We start from the raw sequence: 20757 nt of genomic DNA on the forward strand, positions 1-20757 counted from the left end.
CGGCCGGAAAAAGTTCAGCGGCGGGGTCGGAGCCCGTCGAGCGCGGTGGTGACCAGGCGGTCCGTCCAGTCCGTCGTGAGCGGTCCGGCGCGGTGGAGCCATCGTTGGAACACCGGTCCCCAGATCAGGTCCACCGCGACGTCGAGGTCGAGGTCGTCGGCGAGTTGGCCGGCCCGCTGGGCGCGGCGCAGGCGCTCGCGTTTCGCCTCCCGCAGCGGGCCGTCCAACCGCTCGGCGTACGCGGCTGCCAGCTCGGCGTCGTGGGCGATCTCGGTGGCCAGCGCGCGCATCGGTGGCTCGTACCGGGGGTCGGTCAGCTCGGCCACCGTGGCGCGGAGCACCTCGGTCAGGTCGGCGGTCAGGTCGCCGGTGTCCGGCAGGCGCACCGGCCCGCCCTCGGGGCTCTCGCTGAGCATGAGGAACGCGTCGAAGACGACCGCGCCCTTGGACGGCCACCAGCGGTAGATGGTCTGTTTGCCGACGCCGGCACGGCTCGCGATGCCCTCGATGCTGACCTTCGCGTAGTCGACCTCCTGGAGCAGGTCGAAGGCGGCGGTGAGGATGGCGCGGCGGGAGGTCTCGCGCCGGCGGGCCGTGTTCGGCGGCGTCATGGGAGCATCCTATCAGCGAGACGAACCGTCTCGTCTTGACGAAGGAGGCGCGAGGAGGCAGAGTCGAGACGGACCGTCTCGTCTCACCAGTTGGAGGGAGCGCCGACATGCGCACCTGGTTCATCACCGGCGCCAGCCGCGGCCTGGGCCGCGCGTTCGCCGACGCCGCGCTCGACCGAGGTGACCGGGTCGTCGCCGCGGCCCGGACCGTCACCCGTGACGACTTCGACGCCGGGCACGGCGACCGGCTGCTGACCCTGACCCTCGACGTCACCGACCGGGCCGCCGTCCTCGCCGCCGTGGCCACCGCCGTCGACCACGTCGGCCGGCTCGACATCGTCGTCAACAACGCCGGCACCATGTCCATGGGCATGATCGAGGAGTTCACCGAGGCGGAGGCGCGCGCCCAGTTCGAGGTCAACCTGTTCGGCTCGCTGTGGGTCAGCCAGGCCGTGCTGCCGCACCTGCGCGCCCACCGGTCCGGCCACCTCGTGCAGATCTCCAGCATCGCCGCGCTCGGTGGCTTCCCGAGCACCGGCCTGTACAGCGCGAGCAAGTTCGCCCTGGAGGGCATGAGCGAGGCCCTGGCCGCGGAGGCGGCGGCGTTCGGCGTCAAGGTCAGCATCGTGCAGCCGGGCGGCTACTGGACCGACCTCTACCGCAACATCAGCGCGACCACGCCGATGGACGCGTACGCGCCACTCCGCGCCGAGCTGGAGCGACAGTGGGCGGAAGGCTCGGTCGACAGCGAGCCCCGGCTGGCCGCCGAGGCCCTGCTGCGACTCGTCGACAGCGACGATCCGCCGCTGCGGCTGCTGCTCGGCAGCATGGTGTACGACCTGGCGTTCGACATCACCCGCCGGCGGATGGACACCTGGGCCGGCTGGGAGCGGGTCAGCCGCGCCGCCGAGCACGCGACGCCCGCTCCCGGCACGGCCGGCTAGAGCGAGTACGTCTGCGCCACCGCCAGCAACTCCGAGCTGTGTGAGCCGACCACGCCCACGTTCGCCGGCCGAGGCCGGAAGCCGGGCAGCCCGGACAACCCGTCGCTGGCGTCCATCGCCCGCACCGACACCGTCTCGCCCCGAGGAACCAGCGTCAGCGTCACCTCGACGCCCTCCGGCGGCGGGGCGTGGAACACGATGCCGAAGCCCCACCGGCCGTCGCGCGCCTTCAACGGCACGTTCCGCCCGGCCGCCGAGGCGGCCCGCACGGTGGCGGTGCCGGTGTCGACGTGCAGCGTCAGCAGTCGCACCTGCCGCTGCGGCGTCACCCGCAGCCGCAGCACCCGCTGCCCGCCGTTGCGACTGTCGTCGAGCGTCTCCACCTTCGGCGCCGGCAACGGGGCCGCGACAGCCGGGCCCGCCCGCAGTTCGTCGTCGCCGAGTCCGGGGAAGTCGTCGATCACCGAGATGGTCCGGTCGACGTAGCGGTCGGTCCAGGGCTGCGGCTTCTCCTCGCGGCTGAGCCAGGCGGCCTTCTTCGTGCCGGCGTCCAGCGCGTACATCAGGTGGGTGGGCACGGGGTGGTCGGCGTCGAAGCGGTCGACGGCCAGGCCGACCCCGGCGAGCACCACCGTCGCGACGAACGCCGCGCCGGCCGGCAGCGCGCCGAGGCGGCGGGCGCGCAGCGCCAGCAGGCCGCGCTGGCCGCCGGCGCGCGGGTGCAGCAGGTCCACCACCGGCAGCAGGGCCAGCCCGAGCAGCACCGCGACCAGCGCGGCCACCGCGCCCATGCCCATGCCGAGCGCCGGGAAGAGCAGCACCACCGGGGGCAGCAGCACCACCACGGCCACCGCGCCGGCCAGCGTCACCGCGACCACCGGCCACGGGCCGTCCAGGCGGGTGGCCAGCGCCGCGAGACCGGCGACCGCGCCGGCCAGCGCCGGCAGGGTGGTGAGGTACGCGCCGCCGGGCACCAGCACCGCGAGCAGCACGCCGAACAGGGCCAGCCAGAGCAGGCCGCCGAACGCCAGCGCGGCCGGGCCGACCCGGCGGCGGGACAGCGCGTACCAGCAGAGCAGCACGGTGGCGGCGAGCGCCACCACGGCGAGGCGGTACCAGACCGGACGGTACGGGTCGAGCAGTTCGGCGTACCCCGGTCGGATCGTGGTGATCGCGGCCCAGAGCAGCCACGCGCCCAGCGGGGCCACGACGACCGGCACCAGGGTCAGGCCGGCGCCGGCGGCGAGCGTGCCGACGGTGGCCCGGCCCCGGCGGCGCAGCAGCCAGCCCAGCGCGCCCACGGCGAGCAGTGCGGCGACCGCCAGCGGCAGGGTCAGCCAGCCGGGATAGCGGGCCAGCCCGCCGAGCACCGGGAAGTAGGTGTCGTCGTGGCCGGAGCGCAGGTCGCCCAGGTCGGTGCGGCCGAACTCGCGGGCCAGGCCGAGCGCGTTGTCGCCGTGCATCTGGAGGCTGCCCCGGTCCATCCGGGCCGGCACGTCCAGCGGGGTGTGGTAGATCGCGCCACCGTCGATGTACGCGGAGTTGAGCCCGACGAACTTCCGGTCCCCGAACGCGGTGAAGTCGGTGTCGTTGGGCAGCGCCCGGTAGATCTCCACCGCGAACGAGGTGCCCACCGGGTGCGGCGCGGCCCGGCCGAACACGTCCACCAGCTTCGCGTTGTTCCGCGACGTCTCGAACATGATCACCGGCCCGGTGGAACCGCGCGCCTCCAGGTTGAGCACCACCCCGCCGTCGGCGGCGAGCGGGTGGTCGGCGGCGAAGCCGGCGGCGCCGCAGAGGCACGCCTCCTCGGCGTCGGTGAGCACGAAGACCACGTCGTTGCGGGGGCGCGGGCCGGTGCTCAGCGCCCGGGCCACCTCCAGGATGGCGGCGGTGCCGGCGGCGTCGTCGTTGCCGCCCGGCCCGGTCTGCACCGAGTCGTAGTGCGCGACCAGGAAGACCCTGCCGGTCGGGTCGGTGCCGGGGAGCCGGGCCACCACGTTGCGGACCCGGGCCAGCGTCGCCCCGCCGGCCGCGCTGCTGAGCTGCCCGGCCTCGGGCGCGACCGCGTCCTGCACCTCGGTCTCCAGGCCCAGGCCGCGCAACGTGCCGACCAGGTGCTCGCGTACCCGGTCGTTGGCGGCGCTGCCGGCCACGTGCGGCCGGGCCGCGACCACCTCGACGTTCCGGTACGCCCGGGCGGCGCTGAACTCGCCGGCCGGCGCGTCCGCCGGGCGGGGCGTCGGGGTGGCCAGGCCGACCAGGACGCCCGCCCCGACGGCGAGCAGCGCGACCGGCGCGGCGACGGCGGCGAGCAGCCGGCGGCGGGGCTTGGCGAACGCCCGGTCGGCGGGGCGGGTGGGGGTGCGCCCACGGGAACTCCTCGGGGTGGATCTACGGGGGTGGGCATCATCCTGCACCCAGGCCGGGCGCGGCGGCACTCCCCGGTCGGTGCGCTGCCGGACTGGCAGCGGTTCCGCGTAACATCGTGGGTCGGCCGCGTCGCTGTCCGGGGGGACGGGCACCCACCCGCGCCCACGGCGGGCTTCGTGTTGTGTGCGACCGTTGTTCCCGCCAGCATCTGCAAGGGCACTCGGAAGGAGCCCGCCATCACCAGCGAACTCCCGCGTCTCGCGGCGGTGGCCCGGCCGCACCGGGGGACCGCCGCGCCGGGCGCCCCTGTCGTGCCGCGCGCCGGCGCCGGGCTGCACGGCGGCCTCCCGCCGGGCGAACGGCTGCGGGTGCTGCTGGTCGAGGACGACGAGGGCGACGCCTTCCTGGTCGGCGAGCTGCTCGCCGAGACCAACTCGATGATCGACCTGCTGGTCGCCACCAGCCTCAGCGAGGCGCGCCAGCGGGTGATGGGCGTCGACTGCGTCCTGCTCGACCTGGGCCTGCCCGACGCGCAGGGCCTGGACGGGCTGCGCCGGGTGCTGGAGATGGCCAGCGGCGCCGCGGTCTGCGTGCTGACCGGCCGCTCCGATGAGCACCTCGGCATCGTGGCGGTCGCCGAGGGCGCGCAGGACTACCTGGTCAAGGGGCAGGTCGACGGCGTCCTGCTGACCCGGGCGCTGCGCTACGCGGTGGAACGCAAGCGCGCCGACGAGAACGCCCGCCGGCTGCGCGAGGTGGAGCTGCGCCAGGCCGAGTCGGCCCGCCTGGAACGCGGCCTGCTGCCGCAGCCGCTGATGACCACCGACGAGGTGGCGGTGCACACGTTCTACCGGCCCGGCCGGCACGCGGCGCTGATCGGCGGCGACTTCTACGACGTGGTGCAGACCCGGCCGGACCGGATCGACCTGATCGTCGGCGACGTGTGCGGTCACGGCGTGGACGAGGCGGCGCTCGGCGTCGAGCTGCGCGTCGCCTGGCGGGCGCTGGTGCTGGCCGGGGTGCCCGACGACGAGGTGCTGCCCGCCCTGGAGCAGGTGCTGATGAGCGAGCGTCGGCTCCAGGAGATCTTCGCGACGGTGGCCACCGCCCGGCTCGACCTGGCGTCCGCCCGGGCCACCGTACGGCTCGCCGGTCATCCGCCGCCGCTGCTGCTCAGCGGCGGTAAGGTCGCCCCGGTGCCGGCCAAGGGTGGGCTGCTGCTCGGCGTCCGACCCCGCCGCCCCGTTGCCTTCGACCTGGAGTTCGACACCGATGACTGGTCCCTGCTGATGTACACCGACGGCCTCATCGAGGGTCGGGTCGACGGCGGCGACGAACGGCTCGACGTGCCCGGGCTGACCGGTCTGCTCGCCGAACCGGCCAACCGCGCGGTGCCGCTGTCCGAGCTGCCCGCCTGGCTGGTCGGCCGTGCCGAGCAGATCAACGGCGGCCCGCTCGCCGACGACGTGGCGATGTTGCTGGTGACCCGGGGCGGGGGGCGTTAGTGAGCGCGAGGAGTGAGCCGGGTTTGCGAGCCCCGCAGTCGCGAACGGAGATGGCACGGTGAGCGCGAGGAGTGAGCCGGGTCTGCGAGCCCCGCAGTCGCGAACGGAGATGGCACAGTCGTGAAGTCGTACCAGCAGGGGTGGACGCTGCGGCGGCGGGTGGCCGCGCTGCTCGGCGTGGTCCTGGCGCTGCTGCTCGGGCTGGCCGCCGCGGAGGCGGCGGTCGCCGCGAAGAACCGGCAGAACATCGACGCGGTGCTGCTCAAGACCGGCCCGCTGCGCGTCCAGGCGCAGGAACTGATGAGCGTCCTGCTGGACCAGGAGACCGCGGTACGCGGCTACGCGGTGAACGGCGACCGCAACGACCTGGTTCCCTACCAGGAGGGCGTCAGGCGTGAGCAGGCGCTGATCGGCTCGATCCGTGGCCTCTCCGCCGACTATCCGGACGTCCGCCGGGAGCTGGACGCGGTCGAGCGGCAGACCACCCAGTGGCGGGCCCAGGTGGCCGAGCCGGTGGTCGCGGCCACCGACCGTGGCGGCCCGACCGCCGGCCAGGCGCTGATCACCGACCAGACCCGCCAGCAGTTCGACGGGATACGGGCCTCGATCACCACGCTCCAGGACGAGATCCTCACCGTCCGGCAGCAGACCGCCGAACGGGTCAACTCGACGAGCAACGCGCTGGTCGTGCTGCTGATCGTCGCGGCGCTGGTGGTGGCGGTGGCCGGCGCGGTCATGCTGCTCTCGCTGGACCGGATCCTGATCCGCCCGCTGGCCGGCCTGGTCGGCCAGGTGCGGGAGGTCGCCGCGGGTGACTACCAGCACCACATCGAGGGGTCGGGGCCGCCGGAGTTCCGCCGGCTCGCCGACGACATCGACCTGATGCGGCAGAAGATCGCCCAGGAGCTGGACGAGGTGCGCCAGGCCCGGGAGCGGATCGAGTGGGTCAACGACCAGCTCCAGAAGCAGGCCGAGGAGCTGACCCGCTCCAACCGGGACCTGGAGCAGTTCGCGTACGTGGCCTCGCACGACCTGCAGGAGCCGCTGCGCAAGGTGGCCAGCTTCTGCCAGCTCCTCCAGCGCCGCTACGCCGGCCAGCTCGACGAGCGCGCCGACCAGTACATCGCGTTCGCGGTGGACGGCGCGCAGCGGATGCAGCGGCTGATCAACGACCTGCTGGCGTTCTCCCGGATCGGCCGGCTCACCACCGGGTTCACCGAGGTCGACCTGAACCGGGTGATGGGCGACGTCGCCGGGCAGACCGAGGCGGCCCGGCAGTACGCCGACGCGGAGCTGACCTGGGACGAGATGCCGACCATCCGCGGCGAGGAGCCGCTGCTGACCAACCTGCTGGTCAACCTGGTCAGCAACTCGGTGAAGTTCCGCCGCCCCGACGTGCCGTCGAAGGTGCACGTCTCGGCCCGGCTGGTCGACGGCGAGTGGGAGATCGGCTGCCGGGACAACGGCATCGGCATCGAGCCGGAGTTCGCCGACAAGATCTTCGTGATCTTCCAGCGGCTGCACTCCAAGGACGCGTACCCGGGCACCGGCATCGGACTCGCCATCGTGAAGAAGATCGTGGAATACCACGGCGGCCGGGTCTGGGTGGACACCGAGGCCGATGAGGGCACCACGATCCGGTTCACGCTGCCGGCGCTGGAGGCCGACGTCGAGGCCGCCCGGGCCGCCGGGCAGGCGGACGCGGAGGCGGTCGAGCCGGACGGGACGCCCGCCGAGGACGCGCCGGCGGACGTCGCGGAGCAGCCGGACGGCGCGACACGCGAAGAGTCGCCCACGGGGACGGACCGACAGGATACAAACGGTGGCATGAAGGAGACGGTGGGATGACCGCGCCGGCGGACGGCAAGAGCCCGATCGAGGTCCTGCTCGTCGAGGACGACCCCGGCGACGTGCTGATGACCCAGGAGGCGTTCGAGGAGCACAAGCTCCGCAACCGCCTCACGGTCGTCTCCGACGGCGCCGAGGCGCTGGCCTACCTGCGCCGCGAGGGCCCGTACGAGGACGCGGTCACGCCGGACCTGATCCTGCTCGACCTGAACCTGCCCCGCCGGGACGGCCGGGAGGTGCTGGAGGAGATCAAGAACGACGAGCACCTGCGCCGGATCCCGGTCGTGGTGCTCACCACCTCGCAGGCCGACGAGGACATCCTGCGCAGCTACCAGTTGCACGCCAACGCCTACGTGACCAAGCCGGTGGACTTCGAGCGCTTCATTTCGGTGGTCCGCCAGATCGACGAGTTCTTCGTCAGCGTGGTCAAGCTGCCGCCGCGTGGCTGACCCGCTGCTGGACGACGTCGCCGCGCTGCTGCGGGAGGCCGCGGCCGACGTCGTCGTGCCGCTGTTCCGCCGGCTCGACCCGTCCGACATCTCCGAGAAGGCACCCGGCGAGGTGGTCACCGTCGCCGACCGGGAGGCCGAGAAGCTGATCTCCGAGGGCCTGCGGCGGTTGCGCCCCGGCTCGGTGGTGGTCGGCGAGGAAGCCGTCGCCGAGGACCCGGACCTGCTGCGGCACCTGCACGGCACCGGTGACGTCTGGCTGGTCGACCCGGTCGACGGCACCGCCAACTTCGCCGCCGGCAGGCGGCCGTTCGCGCTGATGGCGGCGCTGCTCACCGACGGCGTGCCGGTGGCCTCCTGGGTCTACGACCCGCTGGCCGACACGATGGCCGCCGGCCGGCTCGACGCGGGCGCCACGCTGGACGGCGCGCCGGTGCGGACCGACCGGCCGACGCCGGACGCGCTGCGCGGCACCGCGATGACGAAGTTCCTGCCCGGCGACGTCCGCCGCGACGTCGAGGCCGGTGGCCGCCGGATCGGCGAGCTGCTGCCCGGCCAGCACTGCGCCGGCCGGGAATACCTGGACGTGCTCACCGGCGCGCAGCAGTTCGTGCTGTTCTGGCGCACGCTGCCGTGGGACCACACCCCCGGCACGCTGCTGGTCCGGGAGGCCGGCGGGGTGGCCCGCCGCTTCGACGGCACCGACTACCACCCGGCCGACGAAGGGCGGGGCCTGCTGGTCGCGGCCAGCCCGGAGATCTGGGACGACGTGTACGCGGCGCTGCTGGCCCGCTGAGCAGCGCTGCGCGACGCCCGCGACACGCTGCGTCGACGACAGGCGTCGTCAGCGGTCACGGATCTGGCGCGGCGCGCCAGGTCCGGTATCGTGACCGCGGTTGACGGAAGGACCATCACGTGCCCAGGACCAGGCTCACCGGCCGGCGTGTCCGCCGGTCACTGCTGGCGCTGCTCGCCGCGACCGCCGTGCTGCTCGGCGCCGGCCTCGCCGCGGCCGGCCCGGCCGCCGCCGCGCCCAGCCCGAACGCCCCCGACGAGGGCGACAGCAAGCAGCTCCGGGCGGCGCTGGAGGCCGCGGCGAAGGGGCACATCGACGCCCGGAACAAGCTGGACAACTCCAAGCGCCGCCAGACCGAGCTGGCCGTCCAGCTCAAGGACATCGAGGCGCGCCTGGTCGGGTTGACCGCGCAGGCCGGCGAGGTGGCCGTCCAGTCCTACCGGCAGGGCCGGCTGACCCCGGTGTCGATGCTGCTGGCCAGCTCCGGGCCGAACGACTTCCTGCACCGGGCGGCCGAGCTGGACATGATGGCCCAGCGCGACAGCAAGCGCCTGGGCGACCTGGCCACCGCGAAGGCGCAGGCCGCCGAGTCGAAGCTGGCCCTCGACGCCGAGGTGCGGGAGCAGGCGAAGCAGGTCGCCGTGCTGGCCCGGAAGAAGAAGGACGCCGAGGTGGCGCTGGCGAAGGTCAGCTCCGGCGCCGGTTCCGGCTTCAGCGGCGGCTCCTCGTCGGCCAAGCCGGCCCCGCGCAACTCGGACGGCTCGTGGCCGTCGGAGTCCTGCTCGGTGGACGACCCGACGCCGGCCAGCGGCTGCATCACGCCGCGCACCCTGCACATGCTCCAGCAGGCCAAGTCGGCCGGCTTCACGCGCTACGCCTCCTGCCACCGCAGCGGCGGCGGCGGGGAACACCCCAAGGGCCGGGCCTGCGACTTCTCCGCCGCCAGCGGCGGGTTCGAGGACAAGACCGCCACCGGCGGCGACAAGACGTACGGCGACCGGCTCGCGAGCTGGGCGAAGAACAACGCCAACCGGCTCGGCATCATGTACGTGATCTGGTACCGGCAGATCTGGATGCCGAACACCGGCTGGCGGGCGTACAGCGGTGGCGGCAGCCCGGCCGCCGACCACACAAACCATGTTCACATCTCGATGTACTGACCCGGACGACCAGGAACGCCGCGTACCCTCGCGACGGTGAGCAGCACATCGTCCGACATCGTCATCGAGCCGGCGACGGACACGCCGGCCCCGCCGCGCGCCCTGCCCAACGGGCTCGCCGCCTTCCTGGTCTTCCTGTCCAGTGGGGCGGTGCTGGTGCTGGAGACCGTCTCGCTGCGCCTGGTCGGCCCGTACGTCGGGGTGACGCTCCAGGTGACCAGCTCGGTCATCGGCATGGCGCTGGCCGCCATCGCGTACGGGGCGTGGATGGGCGGGTGGCTCGCCGACCGGCGGGACCCGCGCGCCCTGCTCGCCCCGGCCCTGGTGCTGGCCGGCATCGCCACCGCGGTCACGCTGCCCATCGTCAGGTACGCCGGTGAGGCGCTGCGCGGCGGCGCGGCCAGCGCGGTGCTCCTGCTGACCGCGCTGACCGTGCTGCTGCCCGCCGCGCTGCTGGCCGGGATCACCCCGCTGGTGGTGAAGCTCCAGCTCGCCGACCTGCGCCGCACCGGTCAGGTGGTCGGCAGGCTCTCCAGCATCGGCACGCTCGGCGGCATCACCGCCACACTGGGCACCGGCTTCATCCTGGTGGCCGCGCTGCCCAGTTCGGTGATCGTGCTGGCGTTGGCCGCGGTGCTCGGCGTGACCGGGCTGGCGCTGGGCTTCTGGTTGCGGCGGCGGTCCGGTGCCGGGCTGTCGACGCCTGGGCGGGCCAAGGCGGCGCTGGCGCTGCTCGGGCTCTCCGCCGCCGGGCTGACCGCCGCCGCGCCGAACCCGTGCGACGTGGAGACCGCCTACCACTGCGCCCGGGTGGAGGTGGACCCGAGTTCGCCGGACGGGCGCACGCTCTACCTCAACTCGGCCGAGCACTCCTACGTCGACCTGACCGATCCGACCCACCTGAAATACTCGTACGCCCAGTGGGTCGGCCTGGTCGCGGACCTGGCGCGGCCGGCCGGGCAGCCGATGGACGCGCTGCACCTGGGCGGCGGCGGCTTCACCGTGCCCGCCTACCTGGCGGCGACCCGCCCCGGCAGCGACAACCTGGTCTTCGAGGTCGACGGCGGGCTGGTCGACCTGGACAAGCGGGAGATGGGGCTGCGCACCGGGCCGAAGCTGCGCGCCGAGGTCGGCGACGCGCGGGTGCTGCTCGGCGGCGAGCCGACCGACAGCCGCGACTTCGTCGTCGGCGACGCGTTCGGCCACCTGGTGGTGCCGTGGCACCTGGCCACCCGGGAGATGGCCGCGGACATCCGGCGGGTGCTCCGCCCGGACGGGATCTACGTGCAGAACGTCATCGACTATCCGCCGGACCGGTTCATCCGGGCCGAGGTGGCCACCGTCTCGGCCGTGTTCGACCACGTCGCGCTGATCGCCCCGCCGGGCGCGCTCGCCGGGCGGCACGGCGCGAACTTCGTCATCGTCGCCTCGGACGTCCCGCTGCCGCTGGCCGGGATCCCCGCCCGGCTGCGAGGTCTCCCCGAGCCGGCCGAACTGCTCGACGAGGCGAGGACGGCCGCGTGGGTCGGCGACGCGCGGGTGCTCACCGACGACTTCGCGCCGGTGGACCAACTCCTGGCGACCGCCTGAACGGGTGACATTCCTGACCGATTCCGACCGGAGAGGTGTAGCGGGTGCCACTTCGGGCAACTGCACCGACCATGGGTGCAGCGATCAGGAACGGCGTGCAGCTGCTGGGTGAGCGCTACCGCCTGGTCGAGCAGTTGGGCGCCGGCGGCATGTCGGTGGTCTGGCGCGGCTACGACGAGGTGCTCGGCCGGCAGGTCGCGGTCAAGGTGCTCGCCTCCCGGCTCGCCGCGGACAAGGCGTTCCGGCACCGGATCCGCGTCGAGGCGCAGGCCGCCGCGCGACTCTGCCACCCCAACATCACCAACGTGTACGACTACGGCGAGTCGGTCCAGGTCGGGCTGACCGTGCCGTACGTGGTCATGGAGCTGGTCGACGGCGGTCCGCTCAGCGGCCGGCTCGGCCGCGACGGGCAACTGCCCTGGCGGGAGGCGCTGGCCATCGGCGCGGAGGTCGCTTCGGCGCTGGCCACCGCGCACGCCCGGGGCGTGGTGCACCGGGACGTGACCCCCGGCAACGTCATGCTCACCCCGACCGGCGTGAAGGTCGTCGACTTCGGCATCTCGGCGCTGGTGGGGGAGAGCGACAAGGGCCCGGACGGTGCGCTGCTCGGCACGCCCGCCTACCTCGCCCCGGAGCGGCTGGACAACGGCCACGTCTCGCCGGCCACCGACGTCTACGCGGTCGGCCTGCTGCTCTACCGGATGCTCACCGGCCGGCTGCCGTGGCAGGCCAGCACCACCACCGAGATGCTGCGCGCGCACATGTACCGCGACCCGGACCCGATGCCGCCGGTGCCGGGGCTGCCGACGCCGGTCACCCACCTGGTGCAGCGGTGCCTGGCGAAGCGCCCGGAGGACCGCCCGCTCACCACCGAGGTGGCCCGTACGCTCGCCGAGGCGGTCGGGATCGCGTCGATCGTGCCGGTGTCGCCGGCGTTCGGCGGCGTCGACCCGGCGCTGACCGAGAACGTCGGCACCACGATCCTGCCCTGGTCGGCGGCGACCGACGCGCTGCCGTACTCGGTGATCCGCACCCGGACCCGGCGGGCGGTGGCGCGTCGGCGGAAGGTGGAGGCCGGGGTGGCCGCCGCCGGCCTGATCGCGGTCACCGCCGCGATGTGGGGGGTGACGTCGAGGAGCCCGGCCAGCGGCGGGGTGGAGCCGACCGAGGCGCGGATGGGGCTGCCCGAGCCGGCGCCCTGCGCGGTCGACTACTCGCTGCGCCGCGACACCGGCAAGGACTTCTCCGCCGAGCTGACGCTGACCAACACCAGCGGCCGGGAACTGCGCGACTGGACCATGAGCTTCAGCTTTCCCGGCAAGCAGGCGGTCACCACGGCCCAGCCGCCGGCCCGGCAGGTCGGGCGGACCGTGTCGGTGGCGGCCCCGACGGCCACCCCGGCGCTGGCGCCGGGCGCGTCGACGAAGCTGACGCTGGCCGGGCGCTACACCGGGAGCAACACGCTGCCGGTGGAGTTCGAGGTCGGCGGCCGGGCGTGCGGGGTGCAGGTGTCCGGCCTCGCCGGCTCGGTGCCGATCACCACCGCGCCGAAGACGAAGGCGCCGACCAAGCCGGCCACGAAGACCACGAAGAGCACCACCAGGAGCGCGCCGACGAAGGCGAAGCCGGCGCCGAAACCCAAGGCGGAGCCGCCGAAGCCCGGCAAGAAGGGCAAGGACGGTGGCAAGGGAAAAGGGTAGGTGAGAAGCCGAAGGGGGGTGGGCCCGGCAAGGGTGGGAAGGGCGGCAAGGGCCCGAAGGGCTGACGGTCAGGTCAGCGCCGCGAAGCGCTGCACCTGGGTGATGCCGCCCTCCACGATGAGCACGCTCTCCGCCGTCAGGACCGTGTCCGGCCCGGCGTAGCGGAACGGCTCGCCGGGCAGCTTCGCGCCGACCACCATCACGCCGTACCGCTCGCGCGGGGCCAGCTCGCGCAGCGCGCGCCCGACCAGCGGCGCCGGCACCCGGACCTTGGCGATGGCGAAGTCGTCGCCGAACTCGATGAAGTCGAGCATCCGGCTGACGATCAGGTGGGCTACCCGCTCGCCGGTCTCCGCCTCCGGGAACACCACGTGGTGCGCGCCCACCGAGTGCAGGATCTTGGCGTGCTTCTCCGAGGTGGCCCGCGCCCAGATCTGCGGCACGCCCAGCTCGGTCAGCGCCAGCACGGTGAGCACGCTCGCCTCGACCGAGGCGCCGATGGCGACCACCACCCGGGCGAAGTCGGCCACGCCGAGCTGGCGCAACGCCACCTCCTCGGTGGCGTCGGCCTGCACCACCCGGTCCAGTTCGGCGGACCAGCGCTGCACCCGGGCCGGGTCCCGGTCGATGGCGAGCACCTCGTGGTCGAGGCGCGCGAGCGCGCCGGCCAGGTGGTAGCCGAACCGGCCCAGGCCGATCACCACGACGCCGGTGTCGTCCGAGTGTCTAGCCGACAATGGGTTGCTCCTCCGGATAGCGGTAGAGGCGTCGCCGGGTGTTCAACGCGATCGCCGACCCGAGGGTGAGCGGTCCGATCCGGCCGACGTACATGAGCGCGGTCAGCAGGTAGACGCCGGGCGCGGGCAGCCGCTGGGTGAGACCGACGGTCAGGCCGGTGGTGCTGAACGCGGAGGTGACCTCGAACAGCGCGGCGTAGTAGCGCACCTCGTCGGTCATCGCGATCAGCACGACCGTGCCGCCGGCCACCAGCGCCACGCTGAGCAGGGCGACCGTCAGCGCCTGCCGCTGGCTGGCCGGGGACACCCGGCGACGGCCGACCGTGGTGTCCGGCTCGCCGCGCAGCTCGGCCCAGATGGCGAAGCCGAGCAGGAAGAACGTGGAGACCTTGATGCCGCCGGCGGTGCTGGCGCTGCCCCCGCCGACGAACATCAGGCCGATAAACATCGGGTAGCTCTCCTCGGTGAGCCGCCCGACGTGGATCACGTCGAAGCCGCCGGTGCGGCTCAACGCGATCTGGGTGAACGCGGCGAGCACCTTCCCCGGCACGTCGAACGTGCCCAGCGTGTACGGGTTCCGCCACTCGGACACCAGCAGGTAGCCGAGGCCGAAGGCGGTGAGCGCCACGCTGCCCCAGACGGTCAGCTTGGTGGCGACCGCCCACCGGCCGGGTCGCCGCCACTCCCGTACCGCCTCGAACAGCGCCGGGAAGCCGAGCCCGCCGATGATCGCGCCGAAGCTGAGCGGCAACGCCACCCACGGGTCCCGGGAGAACGCGACCAGCCCGTCGGTGTAGAGCGCGAAGCCGCCGTTGTTGAACGCCTGGACCGAGTGGAACACCGCCGACCAGAGCGCCCGCCCGGGCGGGTAGTCGTAGACCAGCCAGAAACGCCCGCTGATCACGGCGGTCATCAGCGCCTCGGTGACGAACACGGTGACCGCGATGCGCAACAGCAGCCGGCGTACGTCGCCGAGGCCGAACTCGGCGGTCTCGGCCTGCACGAGCAGCCGGTTACGCAGGCCGAGCTGCCGCGACACCGCCAGGATCACCAGCGCCGCGCCGGTCAGGATGCCGAGGCCGCCGAGCTGGGTCAGCACGGTGATCATCACGAGCCCGAAGTCGTTCCAGTAGTTCGGCGTGTCGGTGATCGCCATGCCGGTCACCGAGACCGCCGAGGTGGAGGTGAACAGCGCGGTCAGGAACGGCGTCCAGCGCTGCTGGCTGGTGGCCCAGGGCAGCATGAGCAGCCCGGTGCCGACCAGGATCACCGCCAGGAACCCGAGCGGCACCAGCCGTACCGGCTTCCGGAGCAGACGGCGCACCCCGTCATCTTCCGTCCGGAGATTCACCGGCAGGTCAGGAACCGACCAACTGGACGTCAACCGCGCCGGGTCTGCTGAGGGCACCGTGCGTCGGCGAGCGGTTCTCGCTGTCGTCGCCCGAGGGAACGAGCCGGTTCAGCTAGCTGGCGGCAGGCAGGCGTCCGTAGAAGTCAATGCTGTTGTTGGTGAGGTCCCGGGCGAGTTCGGCCTGCCCGGCGACAAAACACGCCTGCGCCAGCACGGCCACCGTCTCGCGCTCGGCCTCATACCAGTCGACCGGTGACGCGGCGACCGTGCTGGCAGCCGGGTGGGGTGCGAGGGCAGTCCCTTGAATGGCATCCGGCCGCTCGCCCGCCATCCGGCGGCCCGCCACCTGAACGAGCGCCAGAAGGGTCAGTCCGAGACGGCTCAAGCCGCTCTCCCAGTCGTCCTGGCCGATCTCAGCCTCGCGGCGCTCCCGAGCGAACAGGCGAGTGACGTCGTGGAGGCGGAACCGGGGCTGGCCGGCAAGGTCCGGACCGAGGGTCTCCAGCAGGCGGGCGTCGATCAGCTCGTCAAGAGCTGAGGTACCCGCAGCCGGGGTGGTGCGCAGCAACGCTGCCAGGAACCATTCCGGAAACGATGGCACGTCCAGCTCACCGAGCAGGGCGAAGGCCCGCCGTGCTGCTGGGCTGAGGGCACCGTACGCCAGTTCGAGACCGGGCCGGAGCGCCAGATCACCATGTCGCAGCTCATCCAGCCGTCGCCGTTTGTCGGCGAGGCGGTCCGCGAATGCCTCCACCGTCCAGCTTGGCCGGGCGGCCAGCCGCGCGGACACGATCCTTACCGCGAGCGGCAGCCCGCCGCAGATGGTCGCGAGCTGGTTGGCGGCTTCCGGACGGGCGTGGATCCGCTGCGCACCAACCACCTGGCACATCAGTTCGATCGCCGTCGCCGTGTTCAGCGGGCCGAGGTCGAGCGTCATGATTCCCGGTATCCCGGTCAGCGGAAGCCGGCTGGTCAGGAGTGCGACGCTGCCGTCCGGCGGGATCAACGGTTCGATCTGTCGATGCCCCGTCGCGTCGTCAAGGACCAGCAGCACCCTCCGTCCGGCGAGACTGGCCCGGAACAGCGCCGCGCGGGCGTCCAGCCCCCCGGGCAGTGTCGGTTCGTCGTAGCCAAGCGTATGCAGCAGTTGCCCGAGCACCTCGACCGGGTCGTCGCTGGTGCCGCGCAGTGACGCGTACAACTGTCCGTCGGGGAAGTGGGGCGCGAGCCTGTGGCCGGCGTGGATCGCGAGCGCTGTCTTGCCGACGCCGGGTGGGCCCGACACCGAAGCCAGCCGAACGGAGCCGGTGCCGATACAACTGAGCGCTGCCAACTCGTCGGTCCGTCCCACGAAATCAGGCAGGTCTGCCGGCAATTGCTGGGGTGATGGAACATCTTCCATCGCCGGCGTCGGCTGAGGCGGTGCCCCTGCCCGGTGGCGGGAGGAGCGCGCTACGGTCCGGCGAGTCGCCCACAAGAGCGCATGGCCGGCATTGATGAAATCCGCCCGTTCGTCGCCCGCCAGCACGAGTGCGGTGGCGAGTTGTTCGATCGTCTGTGGCCGAGGTGCGCGTCCGGCCCCGCGTTCGATAGCTCCGACTGAACGTGTGCTGATGCCCGCCCGCTCGGCAAGCGCCTCCTGCGTCAACCGACGCCGGAGGCGGTGCCGCCGCAGCAGGGCAACGAATCTGTCCGACATGTTGGCTCCCCGTGACGTATCCGTGATCGACGATACTTGAGGCGGCGCCCATCGGCGGGCCTGAACGACGCTTCAGGCAGAAGGCGCTTTATGTAAGTCCTTCGGATCAATCGTCCGGATGCCGAACGACAGACACTTCCCACCGCATCCTGTGAAACGTCCGGTGCAACGTCGTGGTGCGGCAGCGAGACGACGACTTTGATGAACGCATCGGTTGCACCTGGCGACCCTTGAGTGAGGAGGTTCCGGTGACTCGGATGGTGACGGCGCTCGCCGATCGGATCGTCGGCATGGTGGTGCCCCGGGTGGAGGCTCAGGCAGGCGACACCTGCTACGAGAAGTTCTGCTACTGCCGCGGTCTCTCGCTGTACACGCAGTGGTGCTGCCCGGCGTACCCCTGCAAGGCGTGTCGGTACGTCGGCGAAGGCTGCTGACAACCGAAATGGCTCGTCGGAGTCGGGCGTTCTCGCCGGCTCCGACGGGCGCCAACTCCCTTCCGTACCTGCGTTCGTCCTGTCGACGAGGAGCCCGATGGACTACTCAGCTGTTGCCATAGCCCTGGTAGGGGCGCTGGCCGCCGTCAATCTCCTGTTCACCTTTGGTGTCATCCGCCGGTTGCGTGAGCACACCGCCGAGCTTGCCAGGATGCGCGGCGGCGGTGCCGGACGGGACGACAGCCCCGTGGCGTTGCCGGCCGGCTCCCGCGTCGGGGACTTCATCGCTGAGAGCGTCGACGGGCGTCCGATCGCACTCGACTCGATGGGTACCCAGCCGCTGATCGGCTTCTTCTCCCCGTCCTGCACGCCGTGTAAGGAGCGGTTGCCTGGCTTCGTCGCGCACGCCGCTTCCCGGCCGGGTGGGCGGGAAGGCATCCTGGCCGTCATCGCCGGCAGCCCGGACGAAGCCGCCGCCTTGCTCGAGCAACTGCTGCCGGTGGCAACCGTCGTGGTGGAACCCGATCGGGGTCCGGTGCAGCAGGCCTTCGGCGTGGACGGCTTCCCCGCCTTCGTGCTGGTGGACGGTGATCGGGTGAAGGTGTCGGACTTCGAGTTCACCTCGATCACCGACGCCGACGCTGTGCCGTCGATCCGCTGAACCGGACCACGATGGTCGTTCGCGCCGCCAACCGTGCACTGGCGATCGCCCGTGACGCGGCGCCGGCTCAGCTCGCCGGCTACATGTCCGCCCAGGTCCTGGGCGGACTGACCCCACTCGCCGTGGCATGGCTGACCAAGGCAGTCGTGGACCGCCTGGCCGCTGCTTCGGTGAGCTGGTCGGACATCGTAGGGCTCGCCGTGACACTCGCCGCAATCGGTGTCGCGGCGGCGCTCGCCCCACATGCCATCCGCTACCTGAAGCTGGAAATGGAGCGCCGGGTACGCCTCACCTGCACAGGCCGGTTGTACGCGGCCGTCGATCAGTTCACCGGTCTGGGTAGATTCGAGGACCCGGCCTTCCTGGACCACATGCAGACCGCTCAGTCAGCCGGTATCAACGGCCCCGGCGAGGTGGTCGACAGCGGGCTCGGAATGCTGCGGTCGCTGATCACCGTCCTTGGCTTTGCCGGCACGCTGCTGCTGCTCGGTCCGTGGGTGGCGACGGTTGTGCTGGTCAGTGCGATACCGGCCATGGTGGCTGAGATTGCGGTCAGTCGCCGCCGGGCCGCAATGGTGGCGCGGATGGGCCCGAGACAACGACGGGAGCTCTTCTTCTCAAGCCTGCTCATCGACCCCGATGCGGCTAAGGAGATCCGGCTGTTCGGGGTGGGCCGTTACCTGTGGCAGCGCATGACGGCAGAGATCAACGTCATCAATCGGGAGCACCGCCGGATCGACCGACGTGAACTGGTGGTGCAGGCGGCGTTGGCGTTGCTGAGCGCAGGCATCACCGGGGCGTTGCTCCTGCTCGCGGTGCGTGCGGCCGTGCGCGGCGAACTCTCGGTCGGTGACGTGGTGCTGGTGGTGGCCGCGGTTGCCAGCGTCCAGACAGCTCTTGCCGGCCTGGTCACCGACACGGTGTCGGCCCACCAGGCGCTGCTCCTGTTCCGCCACTACCTGACCGTGGTCGACGCCGGACCGGACCTTCCCGTTCCCGTGAAGCCTCGACCGGTTCCGGTGCTGCGCCGGGAGATCGAGCTGCGCGATGTCTGGTTCCGCTACGCCGACGACCAGCCATGGGTCCTTCGCGGAGTGAACCTCGTGATCCCGGCGGGTTCGACCACCGCTGTGGTGGGCCTCAACGGCGCCGGCAAGTCGACCCTGGTCAAACTCCTCTGCCGGCTGTACGACCCCACCCGCGGTTCGGTGCTGTGGGACGGCATCGACGTGAGAGAATTTGATCCGGTCAACTTGCGCGAACGTGTTCGCACGGTTTTCCAGGACGCACTCGCCTACGATCTGACTGCCCGCGAGAACATCGCTCTCGGTGACCTCACCGCCTTGACGGACCAGGCTCGGATCGAGGCCGCAGCGCGCACTGCTGGCATCCATGAAACCTTGGACAAGCTACCCCGCGGCTACGAAACCCTGCTCACCCGGATCTTCTTCGCCGAGTCCGAGCATGGTGATCCCGAGACGGGGATGGTGCTCTCCGGAGGTCAGCAACAACGCCTGGCGATCGCGCGTGGCCTGATCCTTGGTGGTTCGGACCTGCTTATCCTCGACGAACCGAGCTCGGCACTGGATGCCGAGGCGGAACACGACGTGCATTCCCGGTTGCGTGACGCGCGGCGGAGCCGAACGGGTCTGCTGATATCCCATCGGCTCGGTGTGGTGCGGGAGGCTGAGTTCATCGTGGTGCTCGCCGAGGGCAGGATCACTGAACGTGGCAATCACGAAGAACTCATCGCGGCAGGCGGCGCGTACTCCGCCCTGTTCGAGCTGCAGGCGGCAGGCTACCGCGCCTCGACGGCTGGGGTTGCGTCATGAGTGCCGTGCTGTTCGGGGCGGCTGTGCTGTTCGTTGCCGGCATGGTGGCGCTGCGAGCTCGAATGACGTTGGTGACGGTGATCGGGATGAGTATGGCACCGACGCTCCTCCCCGGTGATCGGGTGATGGTCCGGCGGGTTTCCACCTCCCGGATCCGTCGAGGAGATGTCATCGTGCTCCGAGTCGCGGGTCCGTGCCGGCCAGGTGACTCGAACGGCGAGGGAAAGGGTCCCTGGCTCGTCAAGCGAGTTGCCGCCGGCCCGGGCGAGCCGATGCCTGCGGTGCTGCCGAGTTGGATACGGGGCTCCGGCGTCGTCGAGCCCGCCATGTTCGTGGTTCTGGGAGACAACCCTGGCTTGAGCCGCGACTCGCGGCACTTCGGGGCCGTTCCGGCTGAGGGGATACTCGGCGTCGTGGTCCGAAAGGCGGGCGGTGGTTCGGTGCCCGCGCCCGTCACCTCCTACCGTCGGTGACGGAGATTGGCGTGAACAGCTGAACCAAGTCGTCCAGCCTGATCGTCAGCAGGGCGGTGATCAGCGCGAACGGAGCCATCAGGGCGAGCGTGTCGACGCCCGGGTCGGGCCCGCGCAGGACGGCGTAAACCCCCACCAGGCCGAGCAGCCCCAGCACCGCGTTGCGTGCCACATGGTGCCAGCCGAAGGGCGCTGACGCGCTACCGCCGAAGCAGCGGCACGACGCGGTCAGCCCTCGCCGCAGGACCACGGTGATGGCCACCGTGAAGCCTGTCAAGAGCACCGTAGCCAGGCCCAGCCCGGCTGCGGTCAACGCAGGCGACGGCACCGCCATGAGCAGGCCGGACGCCACGACTTCCGCCCCTACCACGGCCAGCGACACAGGGCCGACCAGGCGGGCCGGAACAACGGGGAGAGCTGCCACCGAGGACGAGAATTCGCGAAATCGCCGACCGTCCCGAAGCTTGCTCACGGCGGCGACGAGAAACACCGCCAGAAGAAGGAATCGAATGAATGCGGCCACGTATGCCACGAACTACTCCCCCGAGTTGAAGGCTTCGGCGTCCTGACCCGGTGCCGTAGGTAGCGACACCT

The 20757-nt window shown here is 72.0% G+C and carries 18 protein-coding genes; 12 read left to right on the forward strand and 6 right to left on the reverse strand.

Translation table 11 applies throughout. From position 1 onward, the window contains the following. Window positions 1-14 precede the first annotated feature (14 nt). On the reverse strand, window positions 15-611 hold the full coding sequence (locus H1D33_RS27090) for a TetR/AcrR family transcriptional regulator (protein ID WP_181570498.1): 597 nt from the start codon (window positions 609-611) through the stop codon (window positions 15-17). 107 nt (window positions 612-718) lie between these two features. Between H1D33_RS27090 and H1D33_RS27095 the strand changes: the two genes are divergently transcribed. Next, entirely contained in the window at window positions 719-1555 is an 837-nt protein-coding gene (locus tag H1D33_RS27095) for an SDR family NAD(P)-dependent oxidoreductase (protein WP_181570497.1), read from the forward strand. Here H1D33_RS27095 and H1D33_RS27100 read toward each other — a convergent pair. Then, window positions 1552-3975 (reverse strand): M28 family peptidase, encoded by a 2424-nt coding sequence (locus H1D33_RS27100; RefSeq protein WP_307755264.1) that lies wholly within the window; start codon window positions 3973-3975, stop codon window positions 1552-1554. The two genes, H1D33_RS27095 and H1D33_RS27100, sit on opposite strands and share 4 nt — an antisense overlap. A gap of 219 nt (window positions 3976-4194) precedes the next feature. Between H1D33_RS27100 and H1D33_RS27105 the strand changes: the two genes are divergently transcribed. From H1D33_RS27105 to H1D33_RS27135, 7 genes are all read left to right on the forward strand, one after another. Continuing rightward, window positions 4195-5433 (forward strand): PP2C family protein-serine/threonine phosphatase, encoded by a 1239-nt coding sequence (locus H1D33_RS27105; protein WP_414685451.1) that lies wholly within the window; start codon window positions 4195-4197, stop codon window positions 5431-5433. A gap of 120 nt (window positions 5434-5553) precedes the next feature. After that, window positions 5554-7281: a sensor histidine kinase gene (locus H1D33_RS27110; protein ID WP_181570495.1), complete on the forward strand. Its 1728-nt coding sequence runs from the start codon at window positions 5554-5556 to the stop codon at window positions 7279-7281. After that, window positions 7278-7730 (forward strand): response regulator, encoded by a 453-nt coding sequence (locus tag H1D33_RS27115; protein WP_181570494.1) that lies wholly within the window; start codon window positions 7278-7280, stop codon window positions 7728-7730. Before H1D33_RS27110 ends, H1D33_RS27115 begins: the two co-directional genes overlap by 4 nt. Continuing rightward, window positions 7723-8526 (forward strand): inositol monophosphatase family protein, encoded by an 804-nt coding sequence (locus H1D33_RS27120; RefSeq protein ID WP_181570493.1) that lies wholly within the window; start codon window positions 7723-7725, stop codon window positions 8524-8526. The genes H1D33_RS27115 and H1D33_RS27120 overlap by 8 nt, the downstream gene beginning before the upstream one ends. A 119-nt stretch (window positions 8527-8645) precedes the next feature. Beyond that, window positions 8646-9686, forward strand: coding sequence for a coiled-coil domain-containing protein (locus tag H1D33_RS27125; protein ID WP_181570492.1), 1041 nt, complete (start codon window positions 8646-8648; stop codon window positions 9684-9686). A gap of 36 nt (window positions 9687-9722) precedes the next feature. Then, the gene (locus H1D33_RS27130) at window positions 9723-11276 is read left to right on the forward strand and encodes a fused MFS/spermidine synthase (RefSeq protein ID WP_181570491.1); all 1554 of its coding nucleotides are present in this window, start codon (window positions 9723-9725) and stop codon (window positions 11274-11276) included. A gap of 71 nt (window positions 11277-11347) precedes the next feature. After that, complete coding sequence (locus H1D33_RS27135; protein ID WP_181570490.1) at window positions 11348-12976, forward strand: serine/threonine-protein kinase; 1629 nt, start codon at window positions 11348-11350, stop codon at window positions 12974-12976. A 68-nt stretch (window positions 12977-13044) separates the two neighbouring features. On the opposite strand, the gene H1D33_RS27140 is transcribed toward H1D33_RS27135, so the two are convergent. From H1D33_RS27140 to H1D33_RS27150, 3 genes are all read right to left on the reverse strand, one after another. Further along, window positions 13045-13677 (reverse strand): potassium channel family protein, encoded by a 633-nt coding sequence (locus tag H1D33_RS27140; protein ID WP_414685557.1) that lies wholly within the window; start codon window positions 13675-13677, stop codon window positions 13045-13047. Window positions 13678-13702: 25 nt separating this feature from the next. Further along, window positions 13703-15037: a TrkH family potassium uptake protein gene (locus H1D33_RS27145; protein ID WP_181570488.1), complete on the reverse strand. Its 1335-nt coding sequence runs from the start codon at window positions 15035-15037 to the stop codon at window positions 13703-13705. 139 nt (window positions 15038-15176) lie between these two features. Next, window positions 15177-16763 (reverse strand): XRE family transcriptional regulator, encoded by a 1587-nt coding sequence (locus H1D33_RS27150; RefSeq protein WP_181570487.1) that lies wholly within the window; start codon window positions 16761-16763, stop codon window positions 15177-15179. A gap of 248 nt (window positions 16764-17011) precedes the next feature. On the opposite strand from H1D33_RS27150, the gene H1D33_RS27155 reads away from it, so the two are divergent. From H1D33_RS27155 to H1D33_RS27170, 4 genes are all read left to right on the forward strand, one after another. Continuing rightward, on the forward strand, window positions 17012-17197 hold the full coding sequence (locus tag H1D33_RS27155) for a hypothetical protein (RefSeq protein ID WP_181570486.1): 186 nt from the start codon (window positions 17012-17014) through the stop codon (window positions 17195-17197). Window positions 17198-17294: 97 nt separating this feature from the next. Continuing rightward, the gene (locus tag H1D33_RS27160; protein WP_181570485.1) at window positions 17295-17858 is read left to right on the forward strand and encodes a TlpA disulfide reductase family protein; all 564 of its coding nucleotides are present in this window, start codon (window positions 17295-17297) and stop codon (window positions 17856-17858) included. A gap of 11 nt (window positions 17859-17869) precedes the next feature. Then, window positions 17870-19690 (forward strand): ABC transporter ATP-binding protein, encoded by a 1821-nt coding sequence (locus tag H1D33_RS27165; RefSeq protein ID WP_220138731.1) that lies wholly within the window; start codon window positions 17870-17872, stop codon window positions 19688-19690. Further along, entirely contained in the window at window positions 19687-20163 is a 477-nt protein-coding gene (locus tag H1D33_RS27170; protein ID WP_181570484.1) for a S26 family signal peptidase, read from the forward strand. Before H1D33_RS27165 ends, H1D33_RS27170 begins: the two co-directional genes overlap by 4 nt. Here H1D33_RS27170 and H1D33_RS27175 read toward each other — a convergent pair. Continuing rightward, window positions 20144-20695, reverse strand: coding sequence for a MauE/DoxX family redox-associated membrane protein (locus tag H1D33_RS27175; protein WP_181570483.1), 552 nt, complete (start codon window positions 20693-20695; stop codon window positions 20144-20146). The two genes, H1D33_RS27170 and H1D33_RS27175, sit on opposite strands and share 20 nt — an antisense overlap. Window positions 20696-20757 lie beyond the last annotated feature (62 nt).

The sequence above is a fragment of the Micromonospora ferruginea genome (assembly GCF_013694245.2).
In the GTDB taxonomy this organism is placed as follows: Bacteria; Actinomycetota; Actinomycetes; order Mycobacteriales; family Micromonosporaceae; genus Micromonospora; species Micromonospora robiginosa.

Bases quoted from the DNA above. Each gene is read 5' to 3' on its own strand.
- H1D33_RS27095 (WP_181570497.1), top strand. From the start codon at position 719: ATGCGCACCTGGTTCATCACCGGCGCCAGCCGCGGCCTGGGCCGCGCG.
- H1D33_RS27090 (WP_181570498.1), bottom strand. From the start codon at position 611: ATGACGCCGCCGAACACGGCCCGCCGGCGCGAGACCTCCCGCCGCGCC.
- H1D33_RS27170 (WP_181570484.1), top strand. From the start codon at position 19,687: ATGAGTGCCGTGCTGTTCGGGGCGGCTGTGCTGTTCGTTGCCGGCATG.
- H1D33_RS27160 (WP_181570485.1), top strand. From the start codon at position 17,295: ATGGACTACTCAGCTGTTGCCATAGCCCTGGTAGGGGCGCTGGCCGCC.
- H1D33_RS27115 (WP_181570494.1), top strand. From the start codon at position 7,278: ATGACCGCGCCGGCGGACGGCAAGAGCCCGATCGAGGTCCTGCTCGTC.
- H1D33_RS27165 (WP_220138731.1), top strand. From the start codon at position 17,870: ATGGTCGTTCGCGCCGCCAACCGTGCACTGGCGATCGCCCGTGACGCG.
- H1D33_RS27150 (WP_181570487.1), bottom strand. From the start codon at position 16,763: ATGTCGGACAGATTCGTTGCCCTGCTGCGGCGGCACCGCCTCCGGCGT.
- H1D33_RS27135 (WP_181570490.1), top strand. From the start codon at position 11,348: ATGGGTGCAGCGATCAGGAACGGCGTGCAGCTGCTGGGTGAGCGCTAC.